Here is a 20645-nt window from a genome sequence, read left to right as displayed (position 1 = left end):
ACCTAGGGCCTGGACTTCAGCTTATCATCTTCGCTCTTGCCTTTTGCTCCGGGCAGTATCAGCTTGAGCACAATATAAATGATCGGGGCCAGTACAAGCACCAGGATCACAAACAGAACAGCCTTGAGCACCTTCACGAAAATAGAGATGATCAGGGCTGAGATAATGATGGACACCACAAAGAGAATCCAGAAATTAAGCGTGCTTTTGTTCATGTCAAAAGGGTTAAGTGAGCGATTCAGCTATACCTGTTGCGGGCGTGTCGCAGCACCAGGTAGATAGCCGGTTGCAGCGTGGCAATTAATGCCAGCGCCAGCCACACATTTGTGACAAACTCGCGGGACCAGGCGAAGTAGAACGCCGCGGCAGCCAGCAGTACCGAAAGCAGGTAGGGCATGTTGATCCGTCGCATCATAAGGGAGTTGATTGGTATACCTTGTTAAGATACTAATTGTTAGGCTTTTTTCAAAAGCAATTGCCAGCGAAATGCCCACATCCAGCGCAGGCTATACCTATCTATACCTGCTTCCTGCACCAGCGTTTGTAGCTCCTCTCTTCGAAAAGCCCGCCAGACTGAAAGCGGTGCGTCGTTTTTGACAAGATAGGAATCAGAGAAAAAATGTGTGAGCAACCTGATAGAATGATAGGCCAGCCAGTGCCGGTGCAGGTCGTTGATGATAACGGCTATACCTGCCTGCCGGTGCAGCTGCCGGAACATGTGCACCAACTGATCATCGGTGAAGTGGTGGCAAAAGAGGCTACATACAATAATATCATACTGCTGATGCTGAAAGCGCTCCGAAAATACATCGTGCTGCTCCAGTTCTATTTCGGGGAAGCCACCGCAGCGTTGCCGGGCATACTGCACCATGAAGTTGTTAGCATCTATACCTATAAGTTGCAGCGGAACCTTCTTGCGGCGGGCCCACTTGGCAATATGTCGCAGCGTGTCGCCGCCACCACAGCCGATGTCGGCCAGCCGGAGAGGTGGACCTGTGTATCCATCCAGCAGTTGCTCCAGCGCATCGAGCACCACCTTATAACCGCCCAGCCAGGTGTTGATCACCTCCAGTTCTTCGAGGTTGCGGCGCAGCTCGTCACCAGACAGGCTGAGGTCGTCCATTAGTTCGGCTTGGTTAGACCTTTGCTTCAGCATAGTGCACTTTCAGTAGCATCGATTCCAATGTTAGGCCGGGGCCAAAGGCAAAGCTCAGCACCGGCTCGTCTTTTTCGTGTGTGGTCAGGCTCGCCATCAGCTCCTTCAGCACAAACAGCACCGTGGCCGACGACATGTTGCCAAATTCGTGCAGCACCCGGTAGGCAAAGCGATTGTCGTCGCGGGTCATGCCCAGTTCCTGTTCTATCACTTCGAGGATGCGCCGCCCACCGGGGTGTATAGCAAACAGCTTGATCTCCGAAACCGTGGTGCGGAGGCCCTGCAACAAACGTTCTGTGAGTTGCTTGATGCCGTTTTTGATCAGATCGGGTACGTAAGAGGAGAGGGTCATCTCAAAACCCGTATCGCCAATGTGCCAGGCCATCTCGCGTTTGCCGGCAGGCGCCAGGTCGCAGTGGAAAGACTGCAGCTCGAGGCTCACCTCCTGACAAGGTTGCCCCTGCATAAGTACTGCCGCCGCGCCGTCGCCAAACAGTGCATTCGATACGAGGTGGTCTTGTTCCTGATTTTTCTGGAAGTGGATGGTACAGATCTCGGTGCACACCAGCATCACCCTAGCGCTGGGGTCAGCTTTGCAGATGGCGTCGGCCAGCTTGATGGCATTGAAAGCCGCATAGCAGCCCATAAAATTGACAGCCGTGCGCTGCACACAGGAGTTCAGCTCAAGCCGCTCCACAAGATCAATATCAAGACCGGGTGCGTACATGCCCGTGCAGCTCACGGTGATCAGGTGGGTCAGGCTCTGCAGCGTAGTATCGCTGACCTGGGCCAGACAGTTGCGCACCGCCTGCTCTGACAGGTCGAGGGCGTGCTTGCGGTATACCTCCATGCGCTGCTGCACCGTGGGGAAGGGCTCGAGGTCATGCGTGTTGGGAAAGAAGGTATAGTCGCCGTTTTGTCGGGTGAAGTCTTCGAGCACGCTGTAACGTTGGCTTATACCTGACACGCGGTAGAGGGCTTTGAGCTTGCGGCTTCCTTGCTCATCGAGCTGGTGAGCCGCTGCCATAAAATCGGCCACCTGCATCTGAGGGATTTTGTGTGGCGGGTTAGCCGTGCCGATACCGCATATATAGCTTTTCATGAGCTGGTGTGTGTGCTAAGAATTTGTTTCAAGGCAATTGGAATGCTATACCTGGGCTTGCCCGTCTGTCATAGGTATAGCAGCAACAGGTAAACAAACACTATGTTTGTGCTTCTTCCTAAAAAGACGCAGCCACAGGTTTGGATAAGTACGAAAGCGACCGGTTTAAGATGTATAGGATTAGAAAGGCTGCCCGTGGGTTTGACGCATGATCAGGCGTACAGCTGCTGGCAGGTAACGTAGCGTGCCTACTGCCAACTCCGACAGCAGTGGGTTTCCAAACAACCGTTGCACGGCACGCCCTACCTGCAGACGCTGTGCAAACTGCTCTTTCCAAGCCAGGGTATAGCCTGCTTCCAGTGCTTGTCGGTTACGCCCATTCTGAAAGTAGTACATGGTCTGCTCCGCCGCCAGTTTGCCTGCGTGGATGGCCATGGCCATGCCGTTGCCGCAAAGCGGAGTGATCATGCCAGCCGCGTCGCCGCACATCAGCATGTGGTGTTCCACGCAGGTCTTGTTGGCAAAGGATATCTCGTTGATAACTTCGGGCTTCTCATACAGAAACTCGGCCTCTGCAAAAATACGGCGCAGGTGTGGGTTCTGATACAGGATGGCCTGCTCCATGGCAGGTATAGAACCATGCCTCCGCAGGTTCTCGCGGGTAGTCAGGTAACAGAAACAGTAGCGGCCGTCTTCGATGGCTGAGATGCCTGCATAGCCGTCACTGAAATTGTGGAGCGCGATCAGGTCATTGGGCATGTCAAGCCGCACGTGGTACTTCACCCCGATGTAGGGAGAGCGCCTGTTAAAGTAGGAGCGGTGGAGCTGGCGGTCGAGGGCACTGCGCTTACCGTAAGCGCCAAGTACGACTTCTGTACTGAGGGTATCACCGTCCGAGAGTTTTAGTGCAAATCTGTTATCCGTGAACTGCACGTCCTGCACCGCCGTCTGCAGCCTCACCTGCACCCCTTTGGCCAGTGCTACCTGATACAGGAAGTGATCGAGGGTATAGCGGCTGATACCAAACCCGCCCAGATCGAGTGGTGACTCCAGCGTGGCCCCTTTTGGAGAGGTGAGCATAAAGCGGGAGATAGAGGCCGGTTGGAGCGTCGCCGGGTCAGCTCCGATACTACGCAGATAGGGGAGTACTTCGTTCGAGACATACTCTCCGCATACCTTATGCAAGGGGTAGGACTTTTTTTCGATGAGCGTCACAGAAAGCCCCCGCCCGGCCAGTGCAATTGCACTGGTCAACCCGGCAAGGCCCCCTCCGATAACTGCTATCTGCATAATTGATAGGCTTTATGTTTTAAGTCCAAAATTACTTTCCACTATTTAGTGAAAGCATCCGATCTGGTATGTAAAATACAAGAACAAATTATCTCTCCAGACGTTAACAATATGGAACAACTTTTGTATATACTTAGAAGGACAAGATCTTAATTTTCAATATGAAGCAAATTATACTTACTCTCTTTTTCTGTATGGCAGTTTTACTGGCACAGGCCCAAGTACGGGAGCCGGCTCCGGGACAAACTGAAACAAAGAATAAGAGCTTAGAGCAACAGGAAAAAGAGGTTGCCATATACCCTAACCCCAACAACGGGGTTTTTACGATTTCGTTTGCCCAGCTGGATGCCCGGCAGGTGGAGTTGCGTATTCTGAATGTGATCGGCAATGAGGTGTATCAGGAAGTGATCAGCCGTCCGGACATTCAGACAACCAAAACCGTAGACCTGACCCGGCTTGCCAAAGGGCTGTACTATGTGAAAATAGAAGCTGAAGGCTACAGTTCTGTCAGAAGGGTTGTAGTCAAATAAGGAAACATACATTTACAACGAAGGCCGCTCTGCTTGCAGAGCGGCCTTCGTTGCTTTAGAATGAAAGGGTTTACTCCGGCAGGATGGCCTTGGATACAAAGCCGGTATAAGCGGCAGTGTCGCGGTGCACACGCGCCTTTACAAACATGGCATCGGTAGTGTCGAGCACCTGTATGAGCTGTGTGGTGTCAAAGTGCAGCAGGCTATTGGCCTGAAAGCTGGCTGTTTTGTACACCTCCCCACCGATCAGAGGCCTGGTGGCGTATAGTACGTCCGCAGGGAGCCCTCCGGTCTCGCTGGCTACGGTAGCTTCAGAGTCGTCCGCTTCCATACTCCGCTGTTCGCTGTTGCAGGCCGTAAGGCTGACAAAGATAGCCAGCATGCAGGCAGTTAAAGTTGTTTTCATGGTGTTAGAGAGTGGCTTCAGCTCTAATATAGGGAATAAAATATGAAATCGGAAATATAGCGCCTTTGCGAAGTAGCTCAGACTCTTTCTATTAAGTGGAGCCAGCAGGGGTTAGTTCCCCAAATACACTGAAAAATAACTCTTACATTGGTGGCCCTGTCAGGAATCGTAACTTCCTTGCAATGGACAGTAAATCAATAGGTTATGAAGTGCTGTTTTATTTACTCACCGAAAAACGCACCAGTTTTAGCTTTAGTTTAGCTGCAAATGCTTAAATGTAAAGTTAACAAATTGTGGTTTGCTTGTCAATACTAAACCTTTATCCACGAAGATTTAGTGACCTAGAGTGAACATGCTGATGAAGAAGAGAAGTGTCAAAGCTCTATTACAGCAGCTGTAAGGTGCTGTTATATCTCTTAGTGCTTTTATATCCAGTAGGTGGTGCGGCCTATGTTTTACCTTCTGGTAGTAGGGTTACGTAGCAGGAATGGAGTTTACACTTTGGCCCAGTAAATTGTTCATACACCTTTACCTAAAGATCCGTTTTTTGAAACGTATAGTTACGTTTATAAACGGATCACTGCTTTTCTAGGAGCAAACTAATCATTGTTAAGGTGATTCGGTTTGGCACTTACTTTCCTCTTATTTACTGGTGCAGGGCACTGATCTGAGGTATATTTAGTCGCTGTTGTGGCTCAGGAGCAGCAAAACAATGGAAATTTACACGTATGTAACGAGCTACGCCCTGGATAAAATCACAAGCCCACTTGATAATCTAGGAAAATGAATTATCTTAGTTTAATTGTATGTATAGGACGGTTCATTCAAAGTCGCAAAGAAAAAAACTAGGTAATTAGAACAAAACCGGCTTCGCATATAAGGCAGATAAACGTCACGATGACGTTTACACAGTAGTTAGCGGTAACACTCAATCATGAAAGAAGTAGAGCTACAATGTGATAAAGTGTTGGAGAATCTTCACCAGTTCTCCAATGGCTTGCTGGACTTAGGAGAGCCTATAAAGGACAATAGATTAAGGGAGTTTGAGAATCAGATTGGTTTTCAGCTACCCCATGACTTCAGCTACATCCTAACCAAGCATAACTACATTTCTTTAGCAGGAACGGAAGTTCTCGGAATTGGTAGCGAGTTCAAAGAAGAGTCGCTTGATAAAGTATACCTTTTTGAACATGATGGGGTTGGAAATCCAATGCCTAAAGAATTTCTGCCTTTCTCTCCTGACGGCAGGGGAAACCATTATTGCCTTGACCTATCCAGAATGGAAAACAGTCTCTGTCCTGTAGTTTTCTGGCAACATGACTACACTTACTCCAGAAAGGAAGAAGTAGAAACGTGCAATGAAAATTTTATAGATTGGGTAGAAGAAGTAATGATTGAGTGGACCCAAGAAGACCTAGAGTCTGAAAACAATTAAAGGCTTGGAAGCCGAATTAGAAGTATAAAAAGTGCTCTCCGCTAACAAAGTACAGGCTTAAGCTTCAGCTGACGCCTTGCCTTAGCCTGTACGAGCCGTTGTAGGTAACTTGACTAACAAATTATGACACATGAAATATTAAACAAAAATGGGTACAAATGGGAAAGTAATGGTGAGAAAATCATAATAAAATCAAGTCGTAGAATAAGCGAATTTTTACTCATACTCTTTGTAACTATTCTAATTCTTTATACCCCTATTCAGACAGAATTTAAAACGTTCATACAATACTTGGCTCTTATAGTCCTCACATTAATACCGATTTCAATTCTCTTTTTTAGATGGATAAGGAGGGTAGAAATCCAAAAAGGGAAAGTTAAAATTAAAGGAACAACAAAGGGAGAAATTGAAAACTGTTGTATTCAATCCATTGACATAAAGACAGAACAATCAGCCCAGAAAAGAAAGATTACGGTTTTTGTAAATGATTCCGACAAAGGACTCAATAAACTTTTTGTAATAAGTATAAAGCCTGAAGAAATGAAGGAGTTGAACGAACTTGTTGACTGCATACGGATGAACATTGGTATAAACAGAGTAACTACTAAATAGAAAACCTACCCACAACACTAGCTATAAAACATAGGCTGCATTGAAGCGTGGGATAGACCAGATTGTTTAGATTTTTTACTAAGATAGCTAATCTACATTTCTAGCTCCCCTACGTTTTATAGCCAATCCGTTGTTGGGCACAATAAAATTTATTATGATTCCTCAGTCATCGATTGATTCCATATTCGCTTCAGATCCTAAGTATAAGAAGCACTTTCTTTTAAAGAATTTGACTCTAAAAGGAGAAGACTTCTTATATCTAAGTATCAAAGAAGATTCAACTGGAAAAGATTTGGAATCAATCATGAACACCTTAGACCACTTTTATACTGAAGTTGAAAACCTTGGTCAGATTAATCTTATTTATTCATTTAAGGAGATAGAGTATTTTAGTGATATAGGGCTTTCGCTGACAATTCGCTTATCTGAAGTAATAAGAGCTAAAGGCGGAAAGTTCATCGTACTTGAACCAAGAAAATATCCAAGACAAGTAATGGAAATGATGGAATTAGATGAAGATTGGCTAATATACAATTCTGAGAGTGAGTTCTTTGAAGAAATGAAAGATTAAAAAATTACTAAGCCCAACACGACCTATAGTGCATTTAAACGCACCATAGCAAAACCGTTGGGCTTAATAACAAAGTATAAAATGGGAGTAATTAGACTAATATTGTTTTCGCTGATTCTAATCCAGACAACTGCTTACTCTCAAGTTGACTTTGATAAGATTAAGCAAAAAAGGTTAGAGCCAATCACCATCGACACAGTCAATGAAGACGTGCTGATTGTTGAGAAACGCTTTGCCACTCTATACTTCAAGAAAGCCGATGTCAGGGAATATGCTATACCTCATAATAATCTAGGTGTTCGCATTGACCAGCATCATGACAACTTATTGGAAGTAGTAAATACGTCTGGTGACACAAGGTTAGTGGACTGGTGGAATGACTACACAGACGAAGAAAGGCAAAGCATCCATGGTGACCCCAATTTTGTGAACGAGCACAAGAAAGCTCTATCAGAACTGTACTATGTCGGAGCCGACTTGATTCATGACGGGAAATTCATGGTCGTAGACAAAGCCTCTGGTGAAGAAGTCAGAAAAGGGCTTAAAATAAAAAGGGTCAATGGTCTGTATGGGAGCCGCTATGTGGAGTTCCTATTGCCAAACGGTCAGAAATTTTGGCACCTCGTGATCCGCCTTGGAGAATAGAACTACTTAGCCCAACACGGTTTATACCCTATGCTTCGGCTGACTGCCTCGCACATGGTATACACGAGCACGTTGGGCAGAATAAAAGAATCAAAAAGGAAGGACTAACTAAAATTTAAGCGTTAACCACCTAAGAGGTTTCCTTCAACGAAATAAAATGAAGAAAAAAGACCTTCTTGCTAAATACAGTATAGAATTTAAAAAGAAGAATTTCACTAACCCAGTTACTGGGGAGAACAGAATCTCTAAATTCGTTTATACTTCAAGCAACGACTATTCTATACTTGCAGACTTTTTCAATGACTTACAAAAACCAGAAGAAGTTAAGATGGAAGTTCTTGAAGTAATTGAAGAGGTAGAATGTAGAAGTTTGGAAGAAGGTGAAACTGGTTCTCAATCAGGGGTTGCAGTTTATATTAATATTGAGAATACTAAGTTGGTCGGATTTAATAGCATAGGATCATACCTTGAACCTGACTTGATAGTGCCGACTATAGATTTTAAACTAATAGGTTTTGCTTGGCTGTATTTCCTAGAAAATTAAAACTACTCTGCCCAACAGAGTTAATACTCTACCCTTGCTGACGCAATGGGCATTGTATGCACCAGCAAGTTGGGATTAATAAAATATTAATAACTTAACCTAACAAACTATTTAGTTGGTAAAGTTTCTATAATATAATCTGTTTTTATTATATAAGTATGTTCAGTCGTTTTTTAATACTTCAAAAATAACTCCTTTAAAAATAAATAGATGGAGTACATTATTCAGTTTTTTGTCTTAGGATTATTTTTTTGGATGCTCTCTATATGGTTGGCCTTACCAGTTGGACTTTTGCTTTTTTCTAGGTTTAATAAAGAGAATTACTCCTTGACCATGTTCATTCTTGTATTCGTGATATTGTCTTTTTTCACAAATAGTTTTATTAGTTTATATTATGAAACAACTAAAAGTCCTTCTTTCAAAGGAATGATGTTCATTTCAATTTTTCAATATTCACCAATATATGCTATTAGCCATTATTTTTCCGAAACAAAATCTAAAAGACTAAAAAAAGTGATAAGATAACTATAATACTTCAATTTTCATGATTAAAAAAGTGAGTATCATGATCTTTGAACTTTTTATTTAAATAATAAAAATTCGGAAAATTTTAGACTTATGTCAAAGAATAACTCTGCCCAACAGAGTGTATATCCTATGCTTCGGCTGGTCGCCTCGCACAAGATATACACGAGACGTTAGGTGCCATATAAATCATGGAAGAAAAACTTACACAAGAAGAATTACTCTTGATTGAAGAGGGAATCAGTTTTCATAAAACTTCTGGAGCTAAAATACTCAAGGGTGGAATTTTGGCGTCAGTACTTGCTTCGATAATAGGTTATACTATAATGGGGTTTACACTTCTAGATGTAGTATTAATGTTTTTGGGGTTGATTCTGCTCACATTATATATCTGGTACAGTGTATTTGAACGACCTAAATCAAGATTGAAGCAAGACCATAATAAAGGAACAAAGATTGTCCAAGCAGCAACTGTTAAAAGAGTCAAAAACAACAGTGAAGGAAAGTTCTATCAATTAAGCAATGGACTAAAAATCAAAGAAAGTGACTTTGAAGAAAATCAAACACTACTGGAAAATATCGGAAAAGGAAAGGAGCTTTTATTAAGCTACACACCACATCATAAAATGATACTGAACATAGAGGAAAAAACTACGGCACCTAACCAAATATAAAAACTATACTTCGGCTACGCCTTGTTAACTTTTTATACCAGCCGAAATCTATGATTAAAACAAGGGTTTTGCTCTAAATATTCTTCAATTTCAGTTCATAGGGCGTCCCCCGTTTCACCACCGCCACGATCTGGTGGAGGAGCTTGTTACGCACGGCATTGATGACGCTCATCTTGCTCTTTCCTTCTCCCACTTTCCGCTCGAAGTAGAGCCTGAACTCCTCATTGAAACGGACACTGTTGATGGCGGCCATGTGCAGGATGTGCTTGAGTTCTTTGTTGGCGAACTTGGAGACGCCTGTTCTGCCCATCACGCTCGTGCCGCTGCGGTACTCGAAGGGCGCCACCCCGCAGTAGCAGGCCAGCATCTTGTCGAACACTAGCAATAAGCTGCTCTCCTAGGTCTGTGTCCCAGGCGATCAAATGCCGCACTATGCGGAACATGCTTCCCTTCTTTTGGATAAGTAAACATATTTTGCATAATAATGTAAGCTGTAGTTTACAATTATGTGTATATTTGTTAACTATATTTTACATTATGGTAAAATCACGACCTTTATATCCATCTTGGCAGCGGCTAATGGCTGAGCTGGGGGAGAACATTAAGCTGGCCCGGCTACGGCGCAAGCTCAGCGCCGAGCAGGTGGCCGAGCGTGCCGCCATCTCCCGTCCCACGCTGAGTCAGATCGAGAAAGGGGAGCCCACGGTGGCCATGGGCAATTATTTCAAAGTGCTGGCGGTGCTGGGCCTGGAGAAGGATCTGGCTCAGGTGGGACGGGACGACAAGCTCGGCCGCAAGCTGCAGGACGCCGAACTGCCAGTACGGGAAAGGGCTCCGAAACACACAAGCGGTACCTAAAAGGAGATGGCAAAGAATAGGGAAACCAGGAAAATATATGTATACGCCGACTGGGACGGACTAGGAGAGCCCCAGCGGATGGGTACGCTGCAGGCGAGCGTCGTGCGGGGCAAGGAGGTGTTCTCCTTTGAATATGAAAAGGCTTGGCTAAGCAGTGCGTACGCGCAGGTAATGGATCCTGAACTGCAGCTATACGCTGGGCCGCAGTACCTGACAGGGGAGGAAAAAAGCAACTTCGGTGTGTTCCTGGACTCTTCCCCGGACCGGTGGGGCAGGGTGCTGATGCGCAGGCGTGAGGCGGCAATGGCTCGCAAAGAAGGCAGGGTGGAGCAGCGCCTGCTGGAGAGCGACTACCTGCTGGGTGTGTATGACGGCCACCGCATGGGAGCACTACGATTTAAGCAGGCGCCTGACGGGCCGTTCCTGAATGACAACCGCGAAATGGCCACGCCGCCCTGGACGGCCTTGCGGGAGCTGGCCTACGCCAGCCAGAAGCTGGAGGAGGATGACATCAGCCAGGACGAGGAATACCTTAAATGGCTCAGTTTGCTGGTGGCGCCCGGGTCTTCATTGGGGGGAGCCAGACCGAAAGCCGGTGTAACGGACGAGAAAGGAAGGCTGTGGATCGCCAAGTTTCCCAGCCGCACTGACAGTCGGGACGTGGGGGCCTGGGAGATGGTGGTGCAGGAGCTAGCCGTGTCAGCGGGGATCAGCATGGCAGAGGCCAGGGTGGAGCGGTATGCCTCCAGACAGCACACCTTCCTGACCAGGCGCTTTGACCGCACTGAAACCGGGGCGCGCATTCATTTTGCCTCTGCCATGACGCTGTTGGGCTACCACGACGGCATCGACTACCAAGACGGGGTAAGTTACCTGGAGCTGGCTGAGTTCATCAGCAGGCAGGGGGCCGCTCCGGAAAAAGACCTGGAGGAACTCTGGCGGCGAATTCTATTTAACATCTACGTGAGCAATACGGATGACCACCTGCGCAACCACGGCTTCATCCTCACCCCCTTGGGCTGGCGGCTATCGCCTGCCTATGATTTAAACCCGGTGGAGACCGGGGCAGGTCTCAAGCTCAATATCACAGAGGAGGATAACGAACTGGATCCGGAGCTGGCACTCGCCACGGCGGACTATTACCGCATTTCCCCAAAGCAGGCCGCAGCGATACACCAGCAGGTCAGGGAAGCTGTGGGCAACTGGCGTAGCCTGGCCGGCAAGTATGACATCTCAAAGGCGGACCAGGAGTTAATGGCACCCGCCTTTCGGCTTGTCCCTTGAGGCGGGCTGCCTCCAGAGGAATAGGATAGGCGGACACCCTACCCAATGTGCTTCACATGACCTTGGAAACTTCGGGGCTAATGTAAGTTAAGGGACAGCGTAATTGGAATGAACACCGCTGCGACCACCGGGAGCCGCGGGCAAAAAGAGGTTTTTGTATGACAAAAACACAAACTTGCTCCCTCTGTTCATAAGCTCTGCCAATCAGGCTTTCACTTGCTCCTTCTGTTCATAAGCTCTGCCAATCAGGCTTTCACTTGCTTAGCTTATGATCGCTATACCTATCTTTTAGCAATCGCATATCCTCGCTCACTTTTATGTCAAGCACCTTGGCATAGTGTTGGGTTGTCTTAATAGAGGAATGGCCCAGCATCTTGGACACGCTTTCCATAGGAACACCATTGAGTAGCGTGACAGTGGTGGCAAAAGTGTGACGGGCGGTATGAAACGTTACGGATTTTGTGATGCCGCACACGTCGGCTATTTCCTTCAGGTAGGCATTCATCTTCTGATTGCTGAGCACAGGTAGAAGCTGATCTTTATAAAGGCATTGGGGGTGCTCCTCGTATCTTTCCAAAATCGCGAGTGCTGAAGGTAGCAAGGGAATGCGAGAGGGAATATCGGTCTTTTGGCGACGCTTGAATACCCATTGAGCGCCATCCACGCCTTTCTGTACATCAGAACGCTTTAGCTGCTGGACATCCACATAGGCAAGGCCAGTAAAGCAGCTGAAGAGGAAGATATCCCGCACCTGCGTCAGACGTTCTGTGATGAAGACTTTTCTGGCAATCACATCGAGTTCATCCTCAGTGAGGAACACGCGGTCAACCTGCTTCGATTTTCCTTTGTAGTGTAGAAATGGGTCTTTGTCAATCCAGTTATGCGCCTTGCAAATGTTAGTGACCTTCTTCAGGTGTTTGATGTACTTTGCCACAGAATTAGTAGAGCACTTGCACACGCTTCTCAGATAATAGTCGTAGTCGTTTACAAAAGCATGATCCACCTTTCTTAGATCCAGGTCACCGGCTCCATGCTTCCATTGAATGTAATTCTTTGCGTGGCCAAGAGAGGTTTTGTACCCTTTAAGTGTGCTCTTTGCGAAATCCTTACCAATAAGGCTCTCCAGCCGTCGGTTATGGTCCTCGTACTCTGCGATAAGGGTTCGTATATCGTCTTCTTCACCGATGAACTTCCTTTTGACACTCTCTGCTGTTATTGACTCCCTGGATTCTAACAGAATGCGATGAGCTTCATAAACCTGGGCTTGTAGTGTGTCTAAGTAGGCATTCAGTGACGTGGCGGCCTCTCTGGTACCTGTGGCACGGCCTGAGGAGGACTTCCATTTTTGAGGCTCGCACTCCCTCCCGGTGGAAATCTCCGCCCGCTTCCCATCGACAGTAATACGTATGTAAATTGGCGCAGAACCCGAAATGTAGTTCTTGGGTTTTTTAAGGTAGAAAAGAATTTTAACACGCTTGCTCATAGCTGTGCTGCTTTTAAGGTTAAACAAGTTAGCCTTTCAGCCATTCCTAAACAAGATGTGCAATAAGTGTACATCTTGTAAATCAGCTAGTTATGTATGTTTTGGTGAGTAAAATATACTCGTAAAATTTACTCACCGAAATACGCTCCTTTTTTATAGCAGAAGCGGAAAGAATCAGTGACGCTACCAAAGAAAAAAGCCTGCAAACGTTAAATTTGCAGGCTTTTTGTTGTTATCGCTATTGAACTCGTGGCCCTGTCAGGAATCGAACCTGAATCTAGAGTTTAGGAAACTCCTATTCTATCCATTGAACTACAGGGCCGATTAAAATGCTAGTTTCCAACATTTTGTAAAATCAGGTTCGCAATTAAGTAGAAACATTTTGAGCGGTGTGAAAACAATGTTTCGACAGTTGTTTCTACGTTTCGCCTCAGTTTTTACTCTGTTTACTGCTATACTGCCTTACAAATATAAGGTACTATGAGGACTATACAAGCAGTGTTGTACCAGCGCAATAAGAAAGACAAGGCTGGGATTATCAAAATCAGAGTAACAGAAGACCGCAAGGCAACATACGTAACGACAGGAGAAAAGCTGCCTGTGAGGCTATGGAATGATAAACGAGGGATTGTGAAAGAGTCTGACGAGGTGGACTATGAGCGTATCAACCGTATCATTGAGGATAAGCTGAAAGAGGTCAAGGCCCAGTATGATGAGAATGTCAGGTCGAACCGGAACACTTCCTTTATCGGGTTCTTCAGAAAGGTGATTGAACGTCAATCCAATGAAGGCACCAAAATCAAGTATGGCACCATCCTGTCCAAGGTAGAATCTTACCTGGCGGATTCAAAGCAGACTGACCTGACTTTCAAGCAAATCAATGAGGATGTTATCTATGCTATGCGAAGTTACTTTATAAAAGGTATGCAGGAGGATACTGCCGACCATTACCTTAAAGTTATCAAGGCGGTCATAAGAAAAGCCGTGAAGGCTAATATGTACAACTACTACAGGAATCCGTTTGAGGGCATTGATTTGATGAAAGATGTTTCTAAGGCGCCAAGCAGCCTTACGGGTGAGATGCTCCAAAGGCTTATAAATGCGCAGATAGAGAACCAAAGAATAGAGAGCCACAGGAGGGCATTCCTGTTCCAGGTGTTCTGCCAGGGGATGCGGATAAGCGACCTGCTCGTGCTGAGGTGGAACAATTTCAGAGACGGTAGGGTGGAGTACACAATGCTCAAGACCCAAAAACAGATGTCTGTTTTGCTCAACGACAACTTGTTAGTGCTGTTAAGACCCACAGTGGAAAGATATGCAAAGCAAGGCGAATCGATGCGTGAGACCATTGATAGGCTGTCTATAGATAAGAAATACAGGAACTCATTTGTATTCAGCTTCCTGAGTGATGAAGAGTTCAGCTGCGTTGGTGGCAATAACGACTTCAGTAAGATCAGTAGGGAGCTTTATGTGAGGCTCAATAAGAAGAGCATTGTATATAACCGGAATCTGAAAGATGTACAGAAGCAGGCAGGCATAAGAACCAGCCTGTCGTCGCATACGGCACGCCATACCTTCGCTTCTCTGTTATTGGATGGTGATGTCAACCTTTATGCAATAAGTCAATCCTTGGGTCACTCTGACATCAAAATCACGCAGAAGTACCTTAGCAACTTCGGAACGAAGAAGCTTGATGATGTGAATGCTTCTTTAGTTAGTAGGTTCAAGATGTAGTAAGGGTGAGAAAATAAGTTCAATGGACTATCAAAGATAAAAAAATAACTATATTGTACAACTTTAATGCTTAGACGATGGTTCAAGATTCTTAAAACATTCACTATGGAACAAAATGACTCTCTCGAACAAACTCAAGAGGTAGAAGAACTGGAAGTACAAGATACAACAGAAGAGAAGGAGAAATCTAAATCAGAAAGAATAGAGAGTGAGAAGAAAGAAGTTATTAGCCGAGTAAATAGTGGAAACATTGAAAAGGTACGGGATAGAGTAGCTTTCATCCTCAATTACTCGAACGAGGCGAGAAATTCTGATATAGACCTAGCTTGGTTGTATTGGAGAACTTTTGAGGCGGACAAGTTTAATGGGACATCTATAACCAAGGAGCAGTTAAGAAGCCTAGCAAAAATAGGTACTTTATCTCGTCATAGAGCAAAAATACAGAATGAATATAAGTTGTTCGAAGCGGATTATGATGTCAAACAATACAGAGGCGTATTGCAAGAAAACAATAAACAGGAAGCGGTAGATGACAAACCTAAAGGTATAGGAATGTATTCTGTTTATATAGATGAAACGGGTAAGAATCAGTCTTATCTCTCTGTTGGCTCCCTATGGATTCTGGAAGTAGGGTCTTTATTAGCATATCCAGAGTTAGCCAAATGGAAGAATGATAAGCAAATAAATTATGAGTTCCATTTTAATGCATTAGATAGGTTTCGGATGCCGATGTTTAAGGAGTTTTTTTCAAAGTTCCTCTCATTACATCCCGCTATTAGCTTTAAATTAATAGTTGTTAATAATAAGGGGTTCTCTGATAAAAATGCTGCCATTACTGACTTAACTTATCATTTATTGAATAAAGGAGTAGGTCACGAAAACGATTCAGGGAGAGCACCCCTTCCAAGGGTGCTCCAAGTATGGATAGACGAGGATGAGAAAGGTAGTGATATACTTAAGATTGAGAATATCAAGGAGCGCATTGATAGTCAAAGGATTGAAGGATTGCACCTTGGCGAGTTTCAGGCTGTTGACTCTGAAAGTAATTTTTATATTCAAATAGTTGACCTCTTCACTGGAGCTATAAATAGGAAGTTAAATACTCCCCCTGGCAGTAATCATTTTAAAGATAATTTTGCTGACTTTATTCTTGAAACCATAGGCTTCGACATAAGCGACATTGATACAGATAATGATGAAATTGACCATTCTAAACTGTTCAACTTAACATAGGCGATATTAAACTCTAAAATATTACGATGAGCAACGTTTTACTTGTCAATATTACCTGGAACCCTTTCGGATGGAGGAACAACAATTACATTAATCCGAAGGCTGGGCATAAATACGCACAGACAAATGTTGGCGGGGAATCTTTGAACTTTAACTTTAATAAAAGGCAGGTTGACGACAATAAGATAGTTAAGGGATATGTCCAGTGGCAATTCAGTCCTAAAAGGTTCGAGCCTAAGGGACTGATTATATTCTATACAAGGAATACCGATCTGAACAAAGGCCAAATAGTAGGGATATATGGCAAAGCAGACGTTTACAGCGAAGGCCAGTCACAAAGGGTTTCCTTCCAAAAAAAAGAGTACTGGTTCAACATTCAGGGAGAGAAAGATTTCTCTTTGCTTTTCCCAATCCCTCTTGATGCTGATAACTATAAACCGGCGAAATCTACAAGGATTGTTGGGCAAGTTGGCTATACCTACAAGGATTTAAGCTTTGCAGAGTCCATATTGAAGGATCAACTCTTTGCCCTGATAGAGGCAGGTGTTTCAGGGCAGGAATTCCAAAAGCTAAAAAGCATCTATGAATATTATATAGGCAAGAAGTTCAAGGCCGGATTCGTAAACAAGGATGAAAAGGAGCAGGACGAGCTGGAGGAATTCTATAAGAAGAATAAGACGAAGGCGGAAATAATAAAGGATTTACAGAATTTAAAAGAAAGCGACCCCGAAGAGGTTTTTATTAACCGCAAGTCTTATAAGAGAGATAATAAAACAATTGCACAACTAAAGTTATTGAGGGACTATAACTGCCAATTATGCGGCTTACATATTCCAAAAAAAGACGGCGGCAAGTACATTGAGGCGGCGCATATTTTGCCCAAGCATAAGAAAGGGAGAGAAACCCCTGATAACATATTAATACTCTGCCCCAATCATCATAAAGAGTTTGATTTTGGCGAACTAAATATTTTGAACCACACAAAAGATCAAATCACTTTCAAGTTGAATGGTAAGAACCATCTTGTCTCATTAAAAGTTTAGAAACATTAACTTAGTATTTAAGCTGTATACTTGAGAGAGTATATCTGTCATCAGATTAGGATCATTGGTTGAAGCCTAGCTATATCTGATTGAATTCACAGGAGAAAGTCCTAAGTCAATCAATACGGTGTCATAGGCAAGAGCCGCTTCCTCTTCATCTTTAAAGCTGCCAAGCAAGTGATTTTCTTTGTTAATGTATATCCTGGCTATCCAACAGCTATCACTTTTCCTGTAAGAGACACCGACATACCTGGATGTGGTTCTGCCTTCCCTATTATCATTACGGTTCTGCAGGTTCTCCCTGTTTGTTACCCACCTCAAATTCTCCACCCTGTTATCTTCAGGTATGCCATTAATGTGGTCCACAAATGGATAACCGCCAGGATTAGAGATAAAAGCATTCGCAACCAATCTATGTACTAACAGTTTCTTGTTCTTCCCTTGAGTTCTAAGTGTTACCTGCTGATGGCCTGTTCCGATGTCGCCCGGCTTCAGTATTCTGGGCTGCTTGTACTTTGTGCTTCTTACCTTCCCGTAGTTTGATACTTGGTAGCTGTCGTAGCCCTGAACATTCTTCCATATTTCCATTACTTTATTCGCCGGAATGCAAGGAAAGTCTTGGAAAAAGAGTTTGGAATTCTTGGGACTTAGTGTCTATTGGGTAGCAACCCAGCCCAAGAGGTGGTTTATATGTCGTAGGTAAAAATATACAATACGAGAGCCCTCATCGCATCCTGTTAGACTTTCAGCAGGTAAACTAGGTTTATGATTTAGATGCGATGTGGAGGCTAGAAACGTTCTAAAAACAGCAAGTTTATGTGTGTTTGAATGTGTGCTTGTCATCTATGGTCTAGATAAGTCGTTTGTAAAGAATCAACACCACTCATCTACTATGATTAAAAGTTATACTTGCGGCATAAGCATATCTTTTAATCACTGTAATAGTTTTTTGTTAATTTAAATTATGACTGATTGTTACAGCATATACTCTCTCACCTGCTATTCAAATTTATTATGTCGTTGCATCACACCTTTGCTTGAATGACATCAAATCAACTTCCTCCTATTCCCTAATTGTATCATAATGTCGCACCTTTGTACCTTTCTTTATACAAGATTCCAACTATACTTTACATCAATTCCCTGTTCTTTGCTTAACTTCTTGTACTAAGTATCATAATGTCGCACTTTTGTACCTTTTGCTGAAGCTCTGTGTAAAAGAAAATCAGACTTTTCTCAAACTGGGTGATATAACAGATATAAATATGTTATAAATCACAGACACACAATGAGTAGGAAAACAGAATACACTAAATCACTTGCACTCACAGAGAGGACGCACAGCAAACTCAGGAGCCTGATAATGAATCTGCAGGCCAGGCTGGAAAGAAACGTTTCGGCCAATGAGGTACTTATTATTTTAATGGAAAGCTATCAAAGACAACAGGGGTAATGCCAAGGAAGGGGTACAAATCAAAAACACAGCAAGCCGCAGAAATTCTGGGAGACGGCTCTTTGGAGCTTTGGGTACCCGCCTTACTGAGTGTGGAGGAGGTGGCCAGGGCTTTGGGTCCAGAGCTAAAGCTGGACAATGCCCTAGCTATACTAGCCAAAATTGCCGGAAAGCAACGCAATGTGGAGATGCAAAAGTACAGGGGTATGGAGTTCAGGAACTATGAGCGATACGGCTATGTATCCCTGCACTCAAACACACTGAAGCACTTGGGAGGCAAGAACTATGCGGACTATACAGAAGCCTTAAAGAGGGCAGGCATCATACAGGTTTACCAGTACGATGACAAGGAGTACAACCCTGCGCCAGGGCTGTTCGGGCCAGACGAACCCAAGGTTAAAGTCAGCAGAAGAAGCGTGGGGGCCTATGAAAGTAGAGGTGACTTCAAATACACCAAAGGGTACAAGATTCTGCATAACTGGTTTCCTGAGGGTGAAACCTACCACAGGTACAGGAGCATAAGATACACGGATCCCACTGTAATACTTAAGTTGATTGCATCAAGGTCAAAGGTTGCGCAAAACCTGACTGATCACAGCAGAAAAAGGCTGGCTGAGATGACCAATCATCTTGTTGCTAAGTCTGACCCAGATTTCGCTGATAAGGTGGTGGAGGGCTGGTATCACACACACCAAGAACGCATAAAGCAGGACCCAAAGCTTAAGCCCTTAAAAATAAACGATATGCACCCGCAGGATGCAGTGTTGTATATGCGAGACCTGAAGGAGGACGGTTGCTGGATCACGGACTACGATGACTATGGCGGGCGCTTCCATCACTCAATAGGGGTAATGGATAGCCGTATGCGCTGCTTCTACGGCAGCTGGTCCATTGACTTCAAAAATTCGCAGTTCGCCCTGCTCGCGCTCTGTATCGAGAATCCTCAGATAGCTTTGAAGATAGTGACTGAAAAGGAAGGGGATGACTACGAAGAGATGAGGTTCGCTATTAACCAGCTGACGGCTGCACGCCAAAAGTATGAAGATGTCCGGCAGTTCGTCAGGCAGGCAAAAGCCGGTACTCTTTATGAGTGGGTTGCAGCCAGCCTCGGTTACTTTGGTGCTGACGGGAAGCCCGACAGGAAGAGGGCTAAGAAACTGATGTTTGGAGTGATGTTCTCAGGAACGCTGGAGAGGTATAAGCAGAAACTGGAACTTCAGCCTGTAATAGGCGATCTTTTGGAGGTGTGCAGTTACATTAATGATCCTCGTGGGGTGACTAATGTTTTGATAGACGAAGCAACAGAGAGCTTGAAGTGGACTAAGGCGAAACAGAGGAGAATTCAAGAGGGGAAGATGTCAACCCTGCCTAAAATGCTCCAACGCTTTGAATCCAGAATGATGATAGACCGGTTCACCTTGGTTGCTGCCAATTCAATGCAGGGAATTGGTGATTTTACTACTGTCCACGACAGTGTGTTGTGCAACAAAAAGGACGCAGAGGTGCTTGAGTCAATACTCAGGCAGGTGTTTGCGCATACTGAATTGCCGATGCCACAGGTGGAGTCCAAGGAACTTACCTTCGACTATCCAGGGTAAGATAAAGCATAAATCATAGTAAATGAAAAGGAGTTTCTAAACTTCTTTTCTCGTTTATTCCCTCACCAGTAAAACTCTTTTAGAGTAATAGCCAAACTCCCTCTCACAAGTTTTGCAAACTGATCCAAAAGAGGCGACTTCATCCAACCCAAATTTGCCAGAGGGGTTCAGATAGTCTATATATCCAATACCAAAATCGCTGCCTTTATCGGGTACCTTGCTTAAACAGAGCCTTGCTTGAATGACTGTACTTCTGCTACTTGTTCTTCTAAATCAAAATTCACTTTCTTACCTTTTGAAACCCACTTTATCTCAAGCTTCATTGAGACGGGATATCGTCAGAGTTTTAACAGCAAAAAGGAATAGCCTTGTGCCTCTAGGCTTGTATTCTCTTAGTATTAATCTATCCTGTGTAGGTTTGAATATTAATAGTACTATACTTGTGTCAGGATATTCGATAGAATTATGG

22 protein-coding genes and 1 tRNA gene are annotated in these 20645 nt (G+C 44.5%); 13 read left to right on the top strand and 10 right to left on the bottom strand.

What is annotated here, in order from left to right:
- Window positions 1-2 precede the first annotated feature (2 nt).
- The 5 genes from I0P70_RS13795 to I0P70_RS13775 form a co-directional block, all read right to left on the bottom strand.
- Complete coding sequence (locus I0P70_RS13795; RefSeq protein WP_076421093.1) at window positions 3-215, bottom strand: hypothetical protein; 213 nt, start codon at window positions 213-215, stop codon at window positions 3-5.
- A 23-nt stretch (window positions 216-238) separates the two neighbouring features.
- Window positions 239-415, bottom strand: coding sequence for a hypothetical protein (locus tag I0P70_RS13790; protein WP_196118992.1), 177 nt, complete (start codon window positions 413-415; stop codon window positions 239-241).
- 39 nt (window positions 416-454) lie between these two features.
- Window positions 455-1156 (bottom strand): methyltransferase domain-containing protein, encoded by a 702-nt coding sequence (locus tag I0P70_RS13785; RefSeq protein ID WP_196118990.1) that lies wholly within the window; start codon window positions 1154-1156, stop codon window positions 455-457.
- The gene (locus I0P70_RS13780; protein ID WP_196118988.1) at window positions 1137-2258 is read right to left on the bottom strand and encodes a type III polyketide synthase; all 1122 of its coding nucleotides are present in this window, start codon (window positions 2256-2258) and stop codon (window positions 1137-1139) included. Before I0P70_RS13780 ends, I0P70_RS13785 begins: the two co-directional genes overlap by 20 nt.
- A gap of 180 nt (window positions 2259-2438) precedes the next feature.
- Window positions 2439-3548, bottom strand: coding sequence for an NAD(P)/FAD-dependent oxidoreductase (locus tag I0P70_RS13775; RefSeq protein ID WP_196118986.1), 1110 nt, complete (start codon window positions 3546-3548; stop codon window positions 2439-2441).
- A 194-nt stretch (window positions 3549-3742) separates the two neighbouring features.
- On the opposite strand from I0P70_RS13775, the gene I0P70_RS13770 reads away from it, so the two are divergent.
- A complete protein-coding gene (locus tag I0P70_RS13770; RefSeq protein WP_007660506.1) occupies window positions 3743-4078 on the top strand; it encodes a T9SS type A sorting domain-containing protein in 336 nt (111 codons plus the stop codon).
- A 70-nt stretch (window positions 4079-4148) separates the two neighbouring features.
- Here the strand turns inward: I0P70_RS13770 and I0P70_RS13765 are convergent, their stop codons facing one another.
- Complete coding sequence (locus tag I0P70_RS13765; RefSeq protein ID WP_196118984.1) at window positions 4149-4484, bottom strand: hypothetical protein; 336 nt, start codon at window positions 4482-4484, stop codon at window positions 4149-4151.
- A gap of 934 nt (window positions 4485-5418) precedes the next feature.
- Here I0P70_RS13765 and I0P70_RS13760 point away from each other — a divergent pair.
- The 6 genes from I0P70_RS13760 (at window position 5419) to I0P70_RS13735 (ending at window position 9490) form a co-directional block, all read left to right on the top strand.
- Window positions 5419-5919: an SMI1/KNR4 family protein gene (locus I0P70_RS13760; RefSeq protein WP_196118982.1), complete on the top strand. Its 501-nt coding sequence runs from the start codon at window positions 5419-5421 to the stop codon at window positions 5917-5919.
- A 123-nt stretch (window positions 5920-6042) separates the two neighbouring features.
- The gene (locus I0P70_RS13755; protein WP_196118980.1) at window positions 6043-6531 is read left to right on the top strand and encodes a hypothetical protein; all 489 of its coding nucleotides are present in this window, start codon (window positions 6043-6045) and stop codon (window positions 6529-6531) included.
- Between the two features lie 154 nt (window positions 6532-6685).
- Complete coding sequence (locus tag I0P70_RS13750) at window positions 6686-7102, top strand: anti-sigma factor antagonist (protein WP_196118978.1); 417 nt, start codon at window positions 6686-6688, stop codon at window positions 7100-7102.
- 81 nt (window positions 7103-7183) lie between these two features.
- On the top strand, window positions 7184-7747 hold the full coding sequence (locus tag I0P70_RS13745) for a hypothetical protein (RefSeq protein ID WP_196118975.1): 564 nt from the start codon (window positions 7184-7186) through the stop codon (window positions 7745-7747).
- Window positions 7748-7904: 157 nt separating this feature from the next.
- Window positions 7905-8291, top strand: a complete 387-nt coding sequence (locus I0P70_RS13740; protein WP_196118973.1) for a hypothetical protein — start codon at window positions 7905-7907, stop codon at window positions 8289-8291.
- Window positions 8292-9007: 716 nt separating this feature from the next.
- A complete protein-coding gene (locus I0P70_RS13735) occupies window positions 9008-9490 on the top strand; it encodes a hypothetical protein (protein WP_196118971.1) in 483 nt (160 codons plus the stop codon).
- 73 nt (window positions 9491-9563) lie between these two features.
- Here I0P70_RS13735 and I0P70_RS13730 read toward each other — a convergent pair whose 3' ends face one another.
- The gene (locus I0P70_RS13730) at window positions 9564-9869 is read right to left on the bottom strand and encodes a transposase (protein ID WP_196118969.1); all 306 of its coding nucleotides are present in this window, start codon (window positions 9867-9869) and stop codon (window positions 9564-9566) included.
- Window positions 9870-10027: 158 nt separating this feature from the next.
- Here I0P70_RS13730 and I0P70_RS13725 point away from each other — a divergent pair, with 158 nt between their 5' ends.
- Window positions 10028-10348, top strand: coding sequence for a helix-turn-helix domain-containing protein (locus I0P70_RS13725; RefSeq protein ID WP_196118967.1), 321 nt, complete (start codon window positions 10028-10030; stop codon window positions 10346-10348).
- Between the two features lie 6 nt (window positions 10349-10354).
- Window positions 10355-11632, top strand: coding sequence for a type II toxin-antitoxin system HipA family toxin (locus I0P70_RS13720; protein ID WP_196118965.1), 1278 nt, complete (start codon window positions 10355-10357; stop codon window positions 11630-11632).
- Between the two features lie 253 nt (window positions 11633-11885).
- Here I0P70_RS13720 and I0P70_RS13715 read toward each other — a convergent pair whose 3' ends face one another.
- Both I0P70_RS13715 and I0P70_RS13710 read right to left on the bottom strand, forming a co-directional pair.
- The gene (locus I0P70_RS13715) at window positions 11886-13142 is read right to left on the bottom strand and encodes a site-specific integrase (RefSeq protein WP_230392193.1); all 1257 of its coding nucleotides are present in this window, start codon (window positions 13140-13142) and stop codon (window positions 11886-11888) included.
- Window positions 13143-13365: 223 nt separating this feature from the next.
- Window positions 13366-13437: transfer RNA gene (locus I0P70_RS13710), tRNA-Arg, on the bottom strand.
- Between the two features lie 158 nt (window positions 13438-13595).
- On the opposite strand from I0P70_RS13710, the gene I0P70_RS13705 reads away from it, so the two are divergent.
- From I0P70_RS13705 to I0P70_RS13695, 3 genes are all read left to right on the top strand, one after another.
- Complete coding sequence (locus I0P70_RS13705; RefSeq protein WP_196118963.1) at window positions 13596-14849, top strand: tyrosine-type recombinase/integrase; 1254 nt, start codon at window positions 13596-13598, stop codon at window positions 14847-14849.
- A gap of 105 nt (window positions 14850-14954) precedes the next feature.
- On the top strand, window positions 14955-16082 hold the full coding sequence (locus I0P70_RS13700) for a DUF3800 domain-containing protein (RefSeq protein ID WP_196118961.1): 1128 nt from the start codon (window positions 14955-14957) through the stop codon (window positions 16080-16082).
- Between the two features lie 26 nt (window positions 16083-16108).
- Window positions 16109-17125 carry an HNH endonuclease gene (locus tag I0P70_RS13695; protein WP_196118959.1) on the top strand — a complete coding sequence of 339 codons (1017 nt, stop codon included), beginning with the start codon at window positions 16109-16111 and terminating at the stop codon, window positions 17123-17125.
- 75 nt (window positions 17126-17200) lie between these two features.
- Here I0P70_RS13695 and I0P70_RS13690 read toward each other — a convergent pair whose 3' ends face one another.
- The gene (locus I0P70_RS13690) at window positions 17201-17713 is read right to left on the bottom strand and encodes an HNH endonuclease (RefSeq protein WP_196118957.1); all 513 of its coding nucleotides are present in this window, start codon (window positions 17711-17713) and stop codon (window positions 17201-17203) included.
- 864 nt (window positions 17714-18577) lie between these two features.
- Between I0P70_RS13690 and I0P70_RS13685 the strand changes: the two genes are divergently transcribed.
- Window positions 18578-20176, top strand: coding sequence for a hypothetical protein (locus tag I0P70_RS13685; RefSeq protein ID WP_196118955.1), 1599 nt, complete (start codon window positions 18578-18580; stop codon window positions 20174-20176).
- Window positions 20177-20645: the final 469 nt, after the last annotated feature.

The sequence above is a fragment of the Pontibacter sp. FD36 genome (assembly GCF_015686655.1).
Taxonomy (GTDB): Bacteria; Bacteroidota; Bacteroidia; order Cytophagales; family Hymenobacteraceae; genus Pontibacter.
Note: the sequence above shows the minus strand (reverse complement) of the source record. Positions and strands in the feature narration are given on the sequence as shown.

What these genes read in the sequence shown, in the direction of transcription:
- I0P70_RS13795 (WP_076421093.1), bottom strand. Translation starts at nt 215, where the DNA reads ATGAACAAAAGCACGCTTAATTTCTGGATTCTCTTTGTGGTGTCCATC.
- I0P70_RS13790 (WP_196118992.1), bottom strand. Translation starts at nt 415, where the DNA reads ATGATGCGACGGATCAACATGCCCTACCTGCTTTCGGTACTGCTGGCT.
- I0P70_RS13785 (WP_196118990.1), bottom strand. Translation starts at nt 1,156, where the DNA reads ATGCTGAAGCAAAGGTCTAACCAAGCCGAACTAATGGACGACCTCAGC.
- I0P70_RS13780 (WP_196118988.1), bottom strand. Translation starts at nt 2,258, where the DNA reads ATGAAAAGCTATATATGCGGTATCGGCACGGCTAACCCGCCACACAAA.
- I0P70_RS13775 (WP_196118986.1), bottom strand. Translation starts at nt 3,548, where the DNA reads ATGCAGATAGCAGTTATCGGAGGGGGCCTTGCCGGGTTGACCAGTGCA.
- I0P70_RS13770 (WP_007660506.1), top strand. Translation starts at nt 3,743, where the DNA reads ATGGCAGTTTTACTGGCACAGGCCCAAGTACGGGAGCCGGCTCCGGGA.
- I0P70_RS13765 (WP_196118984.1), bottom strand. Translation starts at nt 4,484, where the DNA reads ATGAAAACAACTTTAACTGCCTGCATGCTGGCTATCTTTGTCAGCCTT.
- I0P70_RS13760 (WP_196118982.1), top strand. Translation starts at nt 5,419, where the DNA reads ATGAAAGAAGTAGAGCTACAATGTGATAAAGTGTTGGAGAATCTTCAC.
- I0P70_RS13755 (WP_196118980.1), top strand. Translation starts at nt 6,043, where the DNA reads ATGACACATGAAATATTAAACAAAAATGGGTACAAATGGGAAAGTAAT.
- I0P70_RS13750 (WP_196118978.1), top strand. Translation starts at nt 6,686, where the DNA reads ATGATTCCTCAGTCATCGATTGATTCCATATTCGCTTCAGATCCTAAG.
- I0P70_RS13745 (WP_196118975.1), top strand. Translation starts at nt 7,184, where the DNA reads ATGGGAGTAATTAGACTAATATTGTTTTCGCTGATTCTAATCCAGACA.
- I0P70_RS13740 (WP_196118973.1), top strand. Translation starts at nt 7,905, where the DNA reads ATGAAGAAAAAAGACCTTCTTGCTAAATACAGTATAGAATTTAAAAAG.
- I0P70_RS13735 (WP_196118971.1), top strand. Translation starts at nt 9,008, where the DNA reads ATGGAAGAAAAACTTACACAAGAAGAATTACTCTTGATTGAAGAGGGA.
- I0P70_RS13725 (WP_196118967.1), top strand. Translation starts at nt 10,028, where the DNA reads ATGGTAAAATCACGACCTTTATATCCATCTTGGCAGCGGCTAATGGCT.
- I0P70_RS13720 (WP_196118965.1), top strand. Translation starts at nt 10,355, where the DNA reads ATGGCAAAGAATAGGGAAACCAGGAAAATATATGTATACGCCGACTGG.
- I0P70_RS13705 (WP_196118963.1), top strand. Translation starts at nt 13,596, where the DNA reads ATGAGGACTATACAAGCAGTGTTGTACCAGCGCAATAAGAAAGACAAG.
- I0P70_RS13700 (WP_196118961.1), top strand. Translation starts at nt 14,955, where the DNA reads ATGGAACAAAATGACTCTCTCGAACAAACTCAAGAGGTAGAAGAACTG.
- I0P70_RS13695 (WP_196118959.1), top strand. Translation starts at nt 16,109, where the DNA reads ATGAGCAACGTTTTACTTGTCAATATTACCTGGAACCCTTTCGGATGG.
- I0P70_RS13690 (WP_196118957.1), bottom strand. Translation starts at nt 17,713, where the DNA reads ATGGAAATATGGAAGAATGTTCAGGGCTACGACAGCTACCAAGTATCA.
- I0P70_RS13685 (WP_196118955.1), top strand. Translation starts at nt 18,578, where the DNA reads ATGCCAAGGAAGGGGTACAAATCAAAAACACAGCAAGCCGCAGAAATT.